Source organism: Streptomyces monomycini (assembly GCF_022271435.1).
GTDB lineage: Bacteria > Actinomycetota > Actinomycetes > Streptomycetales > Streptomycetaceae > Streptomyces > Streptomyces monomycini.
This window is the reverse complement of sequence record NZ_JAFIQY010000003.1, coordinates 86,446-101,208: the sequence shown is the minus strand read 5'-3', so window position 1 is coordinate 101,208 and position 14,763 is coordinate 86,446. Positions and strand designations below refer to the sequence as shown.

Annotated in this window: 14 protein-coding genes; 3 read left to right on the top strand and 11 right to left on the bottom strand. The window is 71.0% G+C overall.

Translation table 11 applies throughout. The annotated features are described in order from the left end of the window. Positions 1-11 precede the first annotated feature (11 nt). The 8 genes from JXZ78_RS05120 to JXZ78_RS05085 form a co-directional block, all read right to left on the bottom strand. Entirely contained in the window at positions 12-1,520 is a 1,509-nt protein-coding gene (locus JXZ78_RS05120) for a GlnX family signal transduction membrane protein (protein WP_078624304.1), read from the bottom strand. Between the two features lie 437 nt (positions 1,521-1,957). Then, positions 1,958-2,923: an N-acetylglucosamine kinase gene (locus JXZ78_RS05115; protein ID WP_030020598.1), complete on the bottom strand. Its 966-nt coding sequence runs from the start codon at positions 2,921-2,923 to the stop codon at positions 1,958-1,960. A 116-nt stretch (positions 2,924-3,039) separates the two neighbouring features. Next, entirely contained in the window at positions 3,040-4,332 is a 1,293-nt protein-coding gene (locus JXZ78_RS05110) for a 6-phospho-beta-glucosidase (protein WP_050502542.1), read from the bottom strand. 7 nt (positions 4,333-4,339) lie between these two features. Then, a complete protein-coding gene (locus tag JXZ78_RS05105; protein ID WP_030020596.1) occupies positions 4,340-5,248 on the bottom strand; it encodes a carbohydrate ABC transporter permease in 909 nt (302 codons plus the stop codon). Positions 5,249-5,254: 6 nt separating this feature from the next. Next, complete coding sequence (locus tag JXZ78_RS05100) at positions 5,255-6,247, bottom strand: carbohydrate ABC transporter permease (RefSeq protein WP_050502541.1); 993 nt, start codon at positions 6,245-6,247, stop codon at positions 5,255-5,257. A gap of 12 nt (positions 6,248-6,259) precedes the next feature. Next, positions 6,260-7,597 (bottom strand): ABC transporter substrate-binding protein, encoded by a 1,338-nt coding sequence (locus JXZ78_RS05095; RefSeq protein ID WP_030020594.1) that lies wholly within the window; start codon positions 7,595-7,597, stop codon positions 6,260-6,262. A 208-nt stretch (positions 7,598-7,805) separates the two neighbouring features. Next, positions 7,806-8,942, bottom strand: coding sequence for an ROK family transcriptional regulator (locus JXZ78_RS05090; RefSeq protein ID WP_030020593.1), 1,137 nt, complete (start codon positions 8,940-8,942; stop codon positions 7,806-7,808). 132 nt (positions 8,943-9,074) lie between these two features. Further along, entirely contained in the window at positions 9,075-9,434 is a 360-nt protein-coding gene (locus JXZ78_RS05085; protein WP_050502540.1) for an ATP-binding protein, read from the bottom strand. 230 nt (positions 9,435-9,664) lie between these two features. On the opposite strand from JXZ78_RS05085, the gene JXZ78_RS05080 reads away from it, so the two are divergent. From JXZ78_RS05080 to JXZ78_RS05070, 3 genes are read left to right on the top strand one after another with little or no spacing between them, the layout of a single operon-like run. Beyond that, positions 9,665-10,552 carry a helix-turn-helix domain-containing protein gene (locus tag JXZ78_RS05080; protein ID WP_030020591.1) on the top strand — a complete coding sequence of 296 codons (888 nt, stop codon included), beginning with the start codon at positions 9,665-9,667 and terminating at the stop codon, positions 10,550-10,552. Next, a complete protein-coding gene (locus tag JXZ78_RS05075) occupies positions 10,549-10,776 on the top strand; it encodes a DUF397 domain-containing protein (protein WP_078624302.1) in 228 nt (75 codons plus the stop codon). The genes JXZ78_RS05080 and JXZ78_RS05075 overlap by 4 nt, the downstream gene beginning before the upstream one ends. Before the next feature lie 32 nt (positions 10,777-10,808). After that, positions 10,809-11,006, top strand: a complete 198-nt coding sequence (locus JXZ78_RS05070; protein WP_372498398.1) for a DUF397 domain-containing protein — start codon at positions 10,809-10,811, stop codon at positions 11,004-11,006. Here the strand turns inward: JXZ78_RS05070 and JXZ78_RS05065 are convergent. Genes JXZ78_RS05065 through JXZ78_RS05055 form a run of 3 tightly spaced genes read right to left on the bottom strand, consistent with a single transcriptional unit; the run spans position 10,978 to position 14,713 of the window. After that, a complete protein-coding gene (locus tag JXZ78_RS05065) occupies positions 10,978-13,137 on the bottom strand; it encodes a xanthine dehydrogenase family protein molybdopterin-binding subunit (RefSeq protein WP_050502539.1) in 2,160 nt (719 codons plus the stop codon). The genes JXZ78_RS05070 and JXZ78_RS05065 overlap by 29 nt on opposite strands. Then, complete coding sequence (locus JXZ78_RS05060) at positions 13,134-14,162, bottom strand: FAD binding domain-containing protein (protein WP_030020588.1); 1,029 nt, start codon at positions 14,160-14,162, stop codon at positions 13,134-13,136. Before JXZ78_RS05060 ends, JXZ78_RS05065 begins: the two co-directional genes overlap by 4 nt. Beyond that, positions 14,159-14,713, bottom strand: coding sequence for a (2Fe-2S)-binding protein (locus JXZ78_RS05055; protein ID WP_279634517.1), 555 nt, complete (start codon positions 14,711-14,713; stop codon positions 14,159-14,161). The genes JXZ78_RS05060 and JXZ78_RS05055 overlap by 4 nt, the downstream gene beginning before the upstream one ends. Between the last annotated feature and the right edge of the window lie 50 nt (positions 14,714-14,763).

Sequence of the window (14,763 nt, the reverse complement as noted above, 5' to 3'; positions counted from 1 at the left end):
ACCAGGCCTCATCACCGGTACTCCGAAAGCCTGCGCCCGATGCCCAGCACCGCGCCCGTCGCCCCCAGGACGGCCAGCACCACGGCACCGGCCACCAGCCCGTCCAGCGCCCCGCGCCCGTCGTCCGCGGCCCGCCGGAACTCCTGCTGCTCATGGGCCAGCGCCTGGGCCAGCCGGCTGTCCACCCGGTCGAAGGACTGGCCGGTCGCCGCCTCGCCGCCGATCACCTTGGCCAGCGCCCGGTCGTAGTCCCCCTGGTCGTCCGCGGCGCGGGCCTCGGCGTGCCGCGCCTGCCACTGCCGTACGGTCTCGACCGCCTCCCGGACGGGACGCCGGCCCGTGTCGTCGTCCGCGAGTGTCAGGGCCGTGCCCAGTCTGCTGTTCGCCGCGGCGGCCCCGGACCGACCGGGGCCCGCCAGGTCCCGCATGCCGGTGCGGTAGCCGACCTCGTAGAAGTCCTGCTGGTCCTTGGTCACCACGGCGCCGCGCGCGACCAGGGTGAGATTCTCGTCGCCGCGGGCCTGGAGGGCGTCGATACGGGCCTCGTTGAGGACCTTCAGCGACCTGGCCCCGCTCTCGTAGGACGTGTTCAGGCCCGAGCGGGCCACGGAGTGCCCGGCCACCAGCCACAGCAGCACGACGGCCGAGGCGGTCGTGGCGGCCAGCAGGCCGCGGTTGAACACGCGGTTCGTCCGGCGGTAGGTGCGGCGCTGGGCCCAGGTGAGGGCGCCCAGCGCCAGCACTCCGGCGCTGAGGGCGAGCCATGGCCAGGCCTTCGCGGCGTCGTAGTCCTCGCCCAGGCGCGCCGTCTCGGTCGTGTACAACCCGCGGGCTGCCGGGAGGAGTTCGTCGCGCATCTGCGCGTTGGCGTAGCGCAGGTAGGCGCCGCCGAGGGGGAGGCCCTGCCGGTTGTTGGTGCGGGCCGTCTCGATCAGGCCCGTGTACCGGGGGAGGAGGCTGTTGAGCTTGCCTATCTGGTGGGCCGCGGCGTCCGAACCGCTGGTGTTGGACGAGGCCTTGGCCAGCAGCCGGGCGGCCGTGGCGATGTCGTTCTCGTACCGTTCGCGGGTGGCCTGGGTCTCCTTGCCGCCGGCCAGGAAGCCGGCGGCGGCGGTGGTGTCGGCGTCGGCGAGCGATCGGTAGATGTCCGCGGCGTCCGCGGTCAGCGGCTGGCTGCGCGCCACGACGTCGCGCGCGGCGGCGGACCGGTCGGCGACCTGCCAGGCCGTGGCTGCACCGAACGCCAGCACCAGGAAGGCCAGTACGGCACCGATGATCCGCAGCCGTCCGGGCTCGGTCGTGGCCGTGGCCCGCAGCTGGTCCACCCCGTCGGCCCAGGCGGTACGCCGACGGGCGCCCTGGGCGGGGTCCGTGCTGCTCAGGAGCGCGCCACCGAGGCCCGTTCCGGCGGCGGAGCCCGTACTGCTCGCGGTGGAGCCCGCACCCGCGGAGGAGGCGGCGGAACCGGCGGCGCGGCCGGACGGCGACGGCGGCGCAGTGCCGGTCTGCGGGTTGGACACGGAACCTCCCCCTGGTCGCGGACGGCGGCCCCGGCCCCGCGCGTCGGGCACACGGGAACAGATGCACGGCCAGCAGTCAGTATGGCCGCAGGGACTGACAACCACACCGTTATTGCCTGGATCATGTGCGGATCAGGCCCCGCCGAATCCTCCCGTCCGGTGGGCGTTTCCCCGGCCCCCGCCCTCCACGACGCGCGGCTCACCGGGCGCGGTTCCCGAAATGGGCACGCATGTACGGCTTTTCGGCGTACGAGCCCTCTCTGTACGAGCCCCCTCTGTACGAGCCCTCTCTGTACGAGATGCAGGCGTACGGCTTCCCACGTACGGCCTCCCGCCTACGGCCTCCCGCCTACGGCCTCCCGCCTACGACCGGGCAGCAGCACCCCCCCCCTCCACCCCGAAATCGCACCCCGCAGCCGCCCCCGGCAACACCCCCCTCAGCCGAACTCCCCCCGCACCCGCTCATAAGCCCCCGCCCCCGCCCCCGCCCGATCCAGCGCGTGCAACGCGGCCCCCAGCACCGGCGGTGCCGTCACCACCCGGGGTTCCGCCTTCGGGGCGCGTTCCGCCAGCAGGCGGGTCACCTGGTCGTGCAGGAGCGGGTGCCGGGCGGCCAGGACGCCGCCGCCCAGGATCACCGGCGTCCGCTCGTCCAGCAGGCCCAGCCGGTCCAGCGCGACCGACGCCAGCAGCGCGATCTCCTCCGCCTGCCGCGTCACCAGGGCCCGCGCCACCGCGTCGCCGGACGCCGCCACCGCGAACAGCAGCGGCGTCAGCCCGTACCGGCGCTCCCGCGGGATGCGGCCCAGGTGCAGCGCCTCGATCAGCTCCGGCATGGTGGCCAGCCCGAAGTAGGCGGGCACCTCGCGGGCGAGCGCGCTCGGTTCGCCGCGCCCGTCGTCGGCGCGCGCGGCCCACCACAGGGCCTCTTCGGCCAGGTGCCCGCCGCCGCCCCAGTCTCCGGAGATCCGCCCGATGGACGGGAACCGCGCGGTACGGCCGCCGTGCCCCAGCCCCACGCAGTTGATGCCGGCGCCGCACACCACGGCGACGCCGACCGGTTCGGCGTGGTCCGGGAGCCCCGCGCGCAGCAGCGCGAAGGTGTCGTTGCCGACCGTGACCGTACGGGCCCAGCCGTACGAGGTGATCTCCGCGGCCAGTTCGGTCTCCTCGGCGGGGAGGTCGGCGTTGGCCAGATAGGCCGACATCTGGCCCACCGGGCCGGTCACGCCGGCCCTTTCCCGTACCGCGTCCACCAGTACGGCCAGGTCGCCGACGGCCTGCGCCACGCCGACCACGGGCGGCTGGAAGCCACCGCCGCGGGCCGTCGCCAGCACCGTGCCGTCCGCGCCGACCAGCGCCACGTCGGTCTTGCTGTTGCCCGCGTCGACGGCGAGCGCCAGGCCGTCGGTGGCGCGCGCCGGAGCACCGGCGGCACGCGCCGGCGCGTCGGCCCCCGGACCGGCGGACGACGGCGTGCGCGCCTCCCCGGTCACCGCCCCGCCCCCCTCGGCTTCGCTCAGAGCCACGTGAGGTGCTCCCGGTTGTGCGCGATCAGTTCGTCGGTCAGCCGGTCCGCGTACGCGACCTGGCCGATGAGCGGATGGGCGAGCAGCGCCTCGAAGACCCGGTCCCGGCCGCCCTTGAGGGCCGCTTCCAGCGCGAGGTGCTCGTACGCCGTGACGTTGGCGATCAGCCCCGAGTACAGCGGCTCCAGCGGCCGTACGGGCAGCGGCTTCGCCCCGGACGCGTCCACCGTCGCCGGTACCTCGATCACCGCGTCGTCGGGCAGGAACGGCAGCGTGCCGTTGTTGAACGTGTTGACGATCTGCACGTCCCCGGTGTCACCGAGCAGCGCGGAGGTCAGTGCCACGGCCGCCTCCGAGTAGAACGCGCCGCCGCGCTTGCCCAGGAGTTCCGGCTTCTCGTCCAGCGACGGGTCGCCGTACATGTCCAGCAGCTGCTTCTCGATGGCCGCGACCTCCGCCGCGCGCGACGGCTTGCTGCGCAGTTCCTCCACGACCTCGTCGTGCTGGTAGTAGTAGCGCAGGTAGTACGACGGTACGACGCCGAGCCGGTCCACGAGGGAACGCGGCATGTGCAGGTCCTCGGCGATGGCCGCGCCGTGCTCGGCGATCAGCCGGGGCAGTACGTCCTCGCCGTCCACCCTTACGGACCGCTCCCACGTCAGGTGGTTCAGCCCGACGTGCTCCAGCTCGACCCGTTCCGGCGCGATGCCGAGCAGCCGCGCGAACTTCCGCTGGAAGCCGATGGCCACGTTGCACAGGCCGACGGCCTTGTGGCCGTGCGCCAGCAGGGCCCGGGTGACGATGCCGACGGGGTTGGTGAAGTCCACGATCCACGCGTCGGGGTTACGGCGGCGGATGCGCTCCGCGATGTCCAGGACGACCGGGACGGTGCGCAGCGCCTTGGCCAGGCCGCCCGCGCCGGTGGTCTCCTGACCGACGCAGCCGCACTCCAGCGGCCAGGTCTCGTCCTGGTTGCGGGCGGCCTGCCCGCCCACACGCAGCTGGAGCAGGACCGCGTCGGCGCCGTCCACGCCGGCGTCGACGTCGGACGTCCACGAGATCCGGCCCGGGTGCCCCTGCCGGGCGAAGATCCGCCGGGCCAGGCCGCCGACCAGGTCCAGCCGGTCGGCGGCCGGGTCGATCAGGACCAGTTCCGCCAGCGGCAGCGCGTCCCGCAGCCGGGCGAAGCCGTCGATCAGTTCGGGGGTGTAGGTCGAGCCTCCGCCGACCACTGCGATCTTGAGGTGGGGGTGCGGGGGTGTTCCCCCGGCGGACGACAGCATGAATCGATCAGCCCTTCACTCCGGTGAGCGTGACGCCTTCGACAAAAGCCTTCTGGGCGAAGAAGAAGACGATGATGACGGGAGCCATGACGAGCAGGGTCGCGGCCATGGTCAGGTTCCAGTTGACGCTGTGCGCGCTCTTGAACGATTCGAGTCCGTAACTCAACGTCCAGGCGGCGGGATTCTGTGCGGCGTAGATCTGGGGTCCGAAATAATCGTTCCAGCAGTAGAAGAACTGGAACAGCGCGACGGCCGCGATCCCCGGCTTCGCCATCGGCACGACGATGCGCAGGAGGGTACGGACTTCGCCGCAGCCGTCCACCTTCGCCGACTCCAGGTACTCCTGCGGAATCGTCAGCAGGAACTGCCGCAGCAGGAAGATGGAGTACGCGTCGCCGAACGCCATCGGGATCAGCAGCGGCCACAGCGAACCGGACAGATGCAGCTGCTGCGCCCACACCAGATACATCGGGATCACGATGACCTGCGGCGGCAGCATCATCGTCGAGATCACCAGGACCATCGCCGTACGCCGCCCGCGGAAACGGAACTTGGCGAGCGCGTAGGCCACCGGAATCGCCGAGCAGACCGTGAACAGCGTGCCCAGGCCCGCGTACATCAGCGAATTCTTCCACCAGTCCAGGAAGCCCGGCGTGCTGAAGACCGTCGCGTAGTTGGACCAGTTCCACTCGTGCGGCCACAATTCACCGCTCATCGCCTGGTCGTCGCTCATGACGGAGGTCAGGAAGACGAACACGAACGGCAGGACGAAGAACAGCGCGGTGGCGATCGCGACGGCGTGCACGGCGATCCAGTGCAGCAGCCGCTTGCGGCGGGCGCGGGCCGCGGCGGGCCCCCGGTCGGTGGAGCCGGTACGGGCCGGCGCGCCGCCCGCCCTCAGGGGCGTCGTGGTCATGTCGGTTCAGTCCTCCGCCGGGAGCAGGCCGGCGCGCTTGCGCATCAGCAGGGTGGTGACGGCCATGGCGATCACGAAGAGCACGAGCGAGAGCACGCACGCGGCGCCCGTGTTGAAGTTCTGGAAGCCGAGCGAGTAGACGAGCTGCGGCACGGTGAGGGTGGAGTGGTCGGGGTAGCCGGGCTGGATGACCGTGCCGGGGCCGATGTTCACCCCGGAGGCCAGCTTCCCGGCGACCAGCGCCTGCGTGTAGTACTGCATGGTCTGCACGACGCCGGTGACCACCGCGAACATCACGATCGGCGTGATGGACGGCCAGGTCACGTACCGGAACTTGGCCCAGGCGCCGGCGCCGTCCAGCTCGGCCGCCTCGTACTGCTCCTTCGGCACGTCCAGCAGCGCCGCCATGAAGATCACCATCAGGTCGCCGATGCCCCACAGGGAGAGCAGCACCAGCGACGGCTTCGCCCAGGCCGCGTCGTTGAACCAGCCGGGCGCCGGGATGCCGACGGCCTCCAGAAGCCCGTTGACCGGCCCGGAGCCGGGGTTGAGCAGGAAGACGAAGGCGACCGTCGCCGCGACCGGCGGTGCGAGGTACGGCAGGTAGAAGGCCGTACGGAAGAAGCCGACACCCGATTTGATCTTCGTGACGAGCAGTCCGATCCCGAGGCCGAAGACCACGCGCAGCGCGACCATCACCACGACCAGCCACAGCGTGTTCCACAGCGCCGGACCGAAGAGCGGCATCTGGGTGAGGACGTACTTCCAGTTCCGCAGCCCGACGAACGACGGCTCCTGGATCTGGTTGTAATGCATGAACGAGAAATAGACCGTGGCGATGAGCGGATAGCCGAAGAAGACGCTGAAACCGACCAGCCAGGGGGAGAGGAAACCGAGCGTACGCAGCCGCTGCCGGGTGTGCTTGCGGCGCAGTTCGGGGGCCTTGGGGCGCGGCGCGGCGGCGGGCGCCGGACGTTCGGGTGATTCGACGAGGGACATGGCAGGGCTCCGTCAGTTCACGGACTGGAGATTGTCGGTGTCTATCTGGGCGTCGAGCTCACGCAGGCCCTTGTCGAGGTCGGGCACTTTCCCGGCCTCGACGTCGTACGAGAAGTCCTGCAACGACACCACGTACTGGCCGCCGTTGACGGACGGCGGCAGCGCCGTACTGTGCGGATTCTGTGCGATGCCGATGAAGGTGCGGAACGCGGGATCGGCGTCGAGCTTCGGCGAATTGAGCGCCGCGAACGTGGACGGCACGTTGTGGATGGCATTGGCGAACCGCACCACTTGGTCCGTGTCCACCGTCAGGAACTTCACCAGCTCCCACGCCGCGTTCTGGTGCTTGCTGCTGTGCGCGATACCCGCGACCGTGCCGGTCAGAAAGCCCCGGCCGTACGTGTCCGCCTGGTCGTCCGGCACCGGCAGCGGCGCCGTCCCCCAGTCGAACTTCGCCTTCCCCTCCTTCAGCATCAGGCCGCGCCATTCGCCGTCCAGATGCATGGCCGCCTTCTGCGTCATGAAGGAACTCTGCGACGACATCTCGTCACCGAACGTCGTACGGAACTTCTCCAGCGCGCTATAACCGCCCTGCGCGTCGATCAGCTCCCGCTGCGTGGCGAAGAACTGCTTGCTGCGCGGGTCCTTCGAGAGCCGCGCCTTGCCCTCGCTGTCGAAATAGGACGGCCCCCACTGCGCGAACAGGCGGTCCGGACTGTTCTGGTACAGCCGGAAGTTGGGGACGAATCCGGCCCGCTCCAGCGCCCCGTTCGGCTTCCGCTTGGTGAGCTTGGCCGCGTCCCGTTTGAATTCGGACATGGTGCGCGGCGGCCGCTCGATACCGGCCTCCTTGAACGCGTCCTTGTTGTAGTACAGCCCGTAGGAGTCCGCGAGCAGCGGCAGGGCGCACTGATTTCCCTGATATTGCGTGTAGTCCAGGAACGTCTTGGGGAAGACCTTCGTCTTCTCCACACCCGTCTTCTTCATGAACGGGTCGAGATTCACCCACATACCGGACGAGCAGTACTGCCCCACGTTGTTGGTGGTGAACGACGACACCACGTCCGGAGCGTCGTCCCCGCCGGCGCGCAGCGCCTGGTTCACGGTCGCGTCGCTGACGTTGTCGACCGTCTTCACCGTGATGTTCGGATGCAGCTTCTCGAACCGGGCGATACTGTCGTCGATCGCCTTCACCTCGGCTGTGTTGGACCAGCCGTGCCAGAACTTCAGCGTGACGGGCTGGGTGGGATCGTCGCGATCGCTGCCGACGCTCGGATTGGCACAGCCCGAAAGAATCAGACCGGCTCCGGCGAGCGCCGCCGACAGGCAGATGCGCATACGCGGACGCATGGCGGACTTCCTTTACGGCAGGGGTGATGACAGAAGGTGCTGTGAAGGGTGAGATGCGCGGGGTGAGCGGCGTAAGTGCCGTCGGCGTGCCCGGCGTGCCCGGCGTGCCCGGCGTGCCCGGAGCCGTCCCGGATCCCGGTGTTCCCGGCCGCGCGGACGCGGCGGTCGACGGATAATTGGTCCGTCACGTCACCGCTGGCCCGTCTCATCAGGCCGTGTCGAACACGGTGTTACGTGCCTCGGCGAGCGCCGTTCGCAGCGCGCCCATGAGAATCGGGTTCCCCACGACATTGCTGAGCCGGAGTTCCGGCCGGGGCAACGCCAGCCCGGTGAATTCCCCCTCGACCAGCTTCCGCAGGGGCTCACCGCCCGCCTGGGCCACTTCGCCGGAAAGCACCACCAGCCGGGGGTCCACGACGGCCACCACCGCGGCCAGCCCGGTCGCGAGCCGCCGCGCGACCTCGGCCCGTACTCCGTCGTCGGCCAGCGCCTCCTGGACCGTACGAGCGTCCCGCACCCCGTACTCCCGGGCCAGCTCCACCACGCTCGGCGCCCCGACGAGGCGCTGGAACCCCCCGCCGGCGTCCGGCCGGGCCGCGCTGCGGTCGCCGCCTCGCGCGAGCGGCGCGTCCGGCAGCGGCATGTAGCCGATCTCGCCCGCGCCGCCGGTGGCCCCACGCAGCACCTGCCCGCCGAGCACGATGGCCGCGCCGACCCCCTCGTCGGCCCACACCAGTACAAAATCATCGAAGTCCTGCGCGGCACCGTCGTGCTGCTCGGCGACCGCCGCCAGATTCACATCGTTCTCGATGACGATCGGGACGCCCAGCACCCCGGCCAGCTCTTCGCGGAGCGTCCGCGACTGCCAGCCGGGCAGGTGCGGCGCGTACCGCAGCACCCCGGTCTGCGGATCGAGCGCGCCGGGCGTCCCGATCACCGCCCCGTGCAGCCGCTCCCGCTCCAGACCGGCCTTGGCCAGTGCGCCGTCCACGGCGGCCGCCACGAGCCGCGCCGTCCTGCCCGGTGCCCCTTCGCCCACGGCATCCGTGCCGACCCGCTCCTCACCGAGCACCCGCCCGGTGACATCGGCGACCGCGGCGGTGATCCCGCCCTGGTCGACGGCGAGCGCGGCCACGTACGCGACGTCCGGCGCGACCTCGTACAGCTGGGCGTTGGGTCCCGGCCGCCCGGTCACGTTCCCCGTCGTCCGTACCAGCCCGGCTGCCTCCAGCCGCCCCAGCAACTGCGAAGCGGTGGGCTTGGACAGCCCGGTCAGCTCCCCGATCTGGGTCCGCGTCAACGGCCCCTGCGACACGAGCAGATCGAGCGCGGCCCGGTCGTTCATGGCCCGCAACACCCGTGGCGTCCCAGGAGTGCCCTGCCCGCCCTGCCCTCCGGCCATGACGCCCGCCCCACCCTTCGCTGTGCGATCTGTTAAGAAAGTTTCCAATCGATGCACAGGAACGTAAGCGCCGCGTCAGCACCCCGTCAATGGGTCTGGACCACTGACTTTCCACACCGCCCAGACGGTCTTCCCCGGGCCCGGCCTCACGGTCACGCCCCACGCGTCCGCGAGCATGCTGATGATCACCATGCTCCGCCCGTGCTCGTCGAGCGGCTGGGGCGAGCGCACCACGGGCGTTCCGTCACCGGCGTCCGACACCTCGACACGCAGCGCCGCCCCGTCGAGCGCGAACCGCGTCTCGATCCATCGTCCCGGCCCGGTGGCGGCCAGCACCGCGTTCGCGGCCAGCTCGCCGAGGATCAGCTCACCGGTCTCGACGGTCGCGGGGGCGAGACCCTGGGTGGCAGCCCACTCTCGAAAGGCTTGACGCACCCGGCCGGGGCTGCGCCGGTTCCGGGGGAAGCGACGGGTTACGAGGGCAGGGCGAAGCAGCGACATCTCGTTCATGGCGAAACCCCTCGAAGGGTGCGAGGACGGATGTCCAGCAGACTGCACCCGCTCCACTACTCCGAGCAACGTTTCTTGCCGCCACGAAAGAGTGAAGTTGTGTTGCACCTAGCGCTTCAGCGTTGCCAAACTGGGCGCTCTTCAGGGGAGGTTGCATGTCCGTACGCAGGATCACCGTCCAGCCGTCCACCGTGCTCGGCCGTCAACTGGGCGACGAGCTGAGGCGGTACCGGGAAGCTGCTGGGCTGTCCACGGCAGTGGCCGCCGAAGCGCTCGACTGCACCAAAGCGAAGATCAGCCGGATCGAGAACGGCCGCGTTCCGGTGCGCGTCCCCGACTTGATGGCGCTGTTGCACACGTACGGGATCGGCGACGACACCGTCCTGAAGCGGCTCACCACTCTCGCCCGTTCCGCCAACCGGCGGCGGCGCGAAGGGTGGTGGAACCAGTACGGGCCCGTGCTGGAGGACACCTACCGCGACTACATCGCCCTGGAGGCAGTGTCCGACAGCATCAGGACCTTTCAGAGCCAACTGGTCCCGGGCCTGCTGCAGACGCCCGCGTATGCGTGGGCTGTGACCGTAGCCTCGAAGGCCTGGCAGACGCCGGACGAGATCGAGCAGTTCGTCAAGGTCAGAGCTGCCCGTCAGGAGCGGCTGACCGCTGAACAGCCACTGTCCATCTGGGCGGTCATGGCCGAGGGCGTGCTGCATCAACGGGTGGGCGGCGTAGACGTGATGCGCGCACAGCTGGAACACCTCGTCGCCATGTCCGGGCTGGCGAACGTCACGGTGCAAATTCTCCCGTTCTCGCGTGGCGCCCACGGGGGTATGTTCGGCCCGTACCTGCTGCTGAGTTTTCCGCAGGTGTCGGCCCTAGACGTCGTCCTCATGGAACACCCCACCGGCCACATCTGGCTGGAGCGGGAACCAGAGGTGGCGCGCTACCGTGACCTCTTCGACGACGCCCGAAGGTCGGCCCTGCCGCCTGCGGAGTCAGTGGCCAGGATCAAACGCATCGCCTCCAAGGAGTACCAGGCATGAATCTCACGGGCGTCACCTGGCGCAAGAGCACGTACAGCGGCGGCCAGGGTGAATGCCTGGAGATAGCCGACGGCCTCCCCACCCGCTCACCCGTCCTCGTACGTGACAGCAAGCGCCCGGACGGGCCGTACCTGCTGTTTTCCGCGCTTGCTTGGGGAGCCTTCGTGGAAAACGTCAAGGTGGGGGTGGTGGTCGGCCCGTCTGCTCCTCCGGGGCGACCATGACGGATGCAATTGGGCGTCGTTGGGAGATGAGCGTGAACCTCACAGGAATCACCTGGCGCAAGAGCACCTACAGCGGAGGCCAGGACGAATGCCTGGAGATAGCCGACGGCCTCCCCACCCGCTCACCCGTCCTCGTACGTGACAGCAAGCGCCCCGGGGGGCCGCACCTGCTGATCCCCACCTCGGCCTGGGCGGCCTTCCTCACTGCCGTGAAGGCGGACCGTTTCTGAGTCCTTCCAACACCTTGTCCAACGTCACCGGCACCTCCCGCACCCGCACCCCCGTCGCATGCCGGACCGCGTTGACGACGGCCGCCGCCGTCCCCGTGATGCCGATCTCGCCGATGCCCTTGGCGCCCAGGGGGTTGACGTACGGGTCGTCCTCGTCGATCGAGTGGGCCTCGATGCTGTGCACGTCCGCGTTGGCCGTGATGTGGTAGTTCGCCAGGTCGTGGTTGACGAGGAGGCCGTAGCGGGGGTCCGTCACGGTTTCCTCGTGGAGGGCCATGGACAGGCCCATCGTCATGCCGCCGATCAGCTGGGAGCGGGCGGTGCGCGGGTTGATGATGCGGCCGGCGGCGAAGACGCCGAGGAGGCGGGGGACGCGTACCTCGCCGGTGTCGGCGTCCACCCGCACCTCGACGAACTGGGCCCCGAAGGCGTGCATGGCGAAACGTTCGGCGTGCGGGTTGGCGGGCGTCTCGGCCTGGGCGTGGTCGCCGGGAGACGGGTCGTGTCCGTGGCGTTCGCGGAACTTCCGGGCCGCCGCCACGATCGCCGAACCCCACATCGCCGTCCCGGAGGACCCGCCCGCGACGGTCGCCTTCGGGAGTGCGGTGTCGCCGATGCGCAGGTCGACCTGATCGAGGGGAACGTCCAGCGCGTCGGCGGCGATCTGGGCCAGTACCGTCCAGGCGCCGGTGCCCAGGTCCGCGGCGCCGATGCCGACCCGGTAGCGCCCGTCGTCCCGGTACTGGACCGCGGCGACCGAACCGGGCTGGCGGTTGACCGGGTAGGCGGAGGAGGCGACGCCCGTACCGATCAGCCAGCGGCCCTCCCGCCGCACGGCCGGGCGCGGGTCGCGGTCCTGCCAGCCGAAGCGGCGCGCGCCCTCGCGCAGGCAGGCGACCAGGTTGCGGCTGGAGAAGGGCTTGCCGGTCTCCGGGTCCGTCGGCGCGTCGTTGCGAACGCGTACCTCGACGGGGTCCAGGCCGAGGCGCTCGGCGAGTTCGTCCATCGCGACCTCGGGCCCGAACATGCCGGGGCACTCACCGGGCGCCCGCATCCAGGACGGCACCGGCACGTCGAGGGCGGCCAGGCGGTGGGTGGTCTTCCGGTGCGGCGCCGCGTACATGGTCCGGGTCGGGTTGGCGGACTGCTCGGCGAACTCCTTGATGCGCGAGGTCTGCTCGACCGCGTCCATGCCGATGCCGGTGAGCCGCCCGTCGGCGCCGGCCGCGAGCCGTACCCGCTGGTACGTGGGAGTGCGGTAGCCCACGAGAGTGAACATCTGCTGCCGGGTCAACGCGAGCTTGACCGGCCGCCCGGACACCTCACGCGCCGCCAGCGCCGCCAGCACCGAGTGGGCGTGCGGTTCACCCTTCGAACCGAAGCCGCCACCGACGTACGGGCAGATCATGTGTACCCGCGCCCGGTCGAGGCCGAACACCTCGGCCAGCGTGTCGCGGTGCCCGTGCACGCTCTGGCTGGAGTCGTACAGCGTCAGCTCGTCGCCCTGCCACACGGCGATCGTCGCGTGCGGCTCCATCGGGTTGCAGTGGGTCATCGCGGTCCGGTACGTCTCGTCCAGCGCGACCGCGCCCGGGTCCGCCCGGGCCGCCTCCATGGCGGCGTCCAGGTCGCCCAGCTCACTGTCCGTACCCGCGCCGCCGTTGGCCGTTTCCGGCCGGTACAGCTCACTCTCGCCCGGTTTCAGTTCGGATGCGTGCGGTTCTTCGGCGTACGTGAACCGTACGAGTGAGGCCGCTTCGCGCGCCGCCTCCGGCGTCTCGGCGATCACCGCCCCCACGATCTGCCCCCGGAAGGCCACCTCGGGCCCCTGGAGGATCGCCAGCTCCGCGTCGTCCGTGGACGCCAGGCGCTCGGCGTTCTCGTACGTCAATACGGTGATGACGCCCTCCTCCTGGCGCGCGGCCTCGGTGTCGACGGCCGTGATGCGGCCGCGGGGCACGGAGGAGAGCACGGCGTGCGCGTAGCAGGGACGTTCCATCGGGTGCTCGAAGGCGTACGGGGCCCGGCCGAGCACCTTGTCCCGGGCGTCGGCGCGTTCCCGGTCGGCGCCGACGGCACGGGGGCGGGCGGCCGGCTCCGGGGTCCGGCTCTCGGACGTACGTGTCGTCATCGCGATCCCTCCAGGCCGCCCGGAGCCTCCGGCGCCCCCTGTCCTACGAGGTCGCGTACGACGGCGACCAGCGTGTTGTGCACGAGCGGGACCTTGAACGCGTTGTCCCGCAGCGGATGCGCGTCCGCCGTCTCGGCCTCGGCGGCCGTCCGGCAGCTCTCCTCGGTGGCCGGCAGCCCGCGCAGCGCCGCTTCGGCACGCTCGGCCCGCCACGGTTTGTGCGCGATCCCGCCCAGCGCGATCCGTGCCTCCCGTACGGTGCGGCCGTCGTCCTCCAGGTCGAGCGCCACCGCCACGGAGACCAGCGCGAAGGCGTACGAGGCACGGTCGCGGACCTTGCGGTAACGGGAACGGGTGGCGAACGGCAGCGCGGGCAGCTCGACGCCGGTGATCAGCTCACCGTGCCGCAGCACCGTGTCGCGGTGCGGCGCGTCACCGGGTAGCCGGTGGAACTCGGTGAGCGGGACGCGGCGCTCGCCGTCCGGGCCGAGCGTCACGACCACCGCGCCCAGGGCGGTCATGGCCACCGCCATGTCGGAGGGGTGCACGGCCACGCAGTGCGAGGAGGCGCCCAGGACGGCGTGGTAGCGGGTCCAGCCCTCCAGGGCCGCGCAGCCCGAGCCGGGGTCGCGCTTGTTGCAGGGGGAACTGGGGTCCTGGAAGTAGGCGCAGCGGGTGCGCTGGAGGAGGTTGCCGCCGGTGGTCGCGAGGTTGCGGAGCTGCCCGGAGGCGCCGGACAGCAGGGCCTGGGAGAGGACCGGGTAGCGCGTCCGTACGGCGGGGTGGGCGGCGAGGTCGGCGTTCCGCACGTTCGCGCCGATCCGAAGGCCGCCGTCGGCCCGTTCCTCCACCTGGTCCATGGGCAGCCGGCTGACGTCGACCAGCAGGTCGGGGGAGGTGATGCCGAGCTTCAGATGATCGACGAGGTTGGTGCCGGCCCCGAGGAACGCAGCCCCGGGGTGCGCCGCCACGGTGGCCACGGCCCCGGCGGCGTCGGCGGCCCGCTCGTACCGGAACGGCTTCACCGGCCCGCTCCTTCAGCCGTGGCCTCGGCGGCGGCCGCGACGGCCGGAACGATGTTCACATACGCCCCGCAGCGGCACAGATTGCCGCTCATCCGCTCGGCGATCTCGTCATGATCCAACGCTTCCGGCGAGATGCCCCCCTCCGCACCCACCTCGGTGACCGCACTCGGCCACCCCTGCGCCGCCTCCCGCAGCACACCCACCGCCGAACACACCTGGCCCGGCGTGCAGTACCCGCACTGCAGCGCGTCGTGGTCCACGAAGGCCTGCTGCACGGGGTGCAGCTCCTCGCCCTCACCCAGCCCTTCGGCCGTGGTGATCTCCGCCCCGTCGTACGACACGGCCAGCGCGAGACAGGTCGTCGCCCGCCGCCCGTCGAGCAGCACGGTGCACGACCCGCACTGCCCGTGGTCGCACCCCTTCTTGGGGCTGGTGATCCCCAGCCGCTCCCGCAACGCGTCGAGCACGGTGGTACGCGTATCCACCGTCACCTCGTACGCCTGCCCGTCGACGCGCAGCCTGATCTCGGTCTCCATGGTCAGCCGAGTCACCCGGAGCGGAGGTGGTAAACGAGTGCATACAGGTGACGGGGTGAGCGGCG

What these genes read in the sequence shown, in the direction of transcription:
- JXZ78_RS05100 (WP_050502541.1), bottom strand. Translation starts at nt 6,247, where the DNA reads ATGTCCCTCGTCGAATCACCCGAACGTCCGGCGCCCGCCGCCGCGCCG.
- JXZ78_RS05080 (WP_030020591.1), top strand. Translation starts at nt 9,665, where the DNA reads ATGTCCGTACGCAGGATCACCGTCCAGCCGTCCACCGTGCTCGGCCGT.
- JXZ78_RS05105 (WP_030020596.1), bottom strand. Translation starts at nt 5,248, where the DNA reads ATGACCACGACGCCCCTGAGGGCGGGCGGCGCGCCGGCCCGTACCGGC.
- JXZ78_RS05075 (WP_078624302.1), top strand. Translation starts at nt 10,549, where the DNA reads ATGAATCTCACGGGCGTCACCTGGCGCAAGAGCACGTACAGCGGCGGC.
- JXZ78_RS05095 (WP_030020594.1), bottom strand. Translation starts at nt 7,597, where the DNA reads ATGCGTCCGCGTATGCGCATCTGCCTGTCGGCGGCGCTCGCCGGAGCC.
- JXZ78_RS05110 (WP_050502542.1), bottom strand. Translation starts at nt 4,332, where the DNA reads ATGCTGTCGTCCGCCGGGGGAACACCCCCGCACCCCCACCTCAAGATC.
- JXZ78_RS05065 (WP_050502539.1), bottom strand. Translation starts at nt 13,137, where the DNA reads ATGACGACACGTACGTCCGAGAGCCGGACCCCGGAGCCGGCCGCCCGC.
- JXZ78_RS05090 (WP_030020593.1), bottom strand. Translation starts at nt 8,942, where the DNA reads ATGAACGACCGGGCCGCGCTCGATCTGCTCGTGTCGCAGGGGCCGTTG.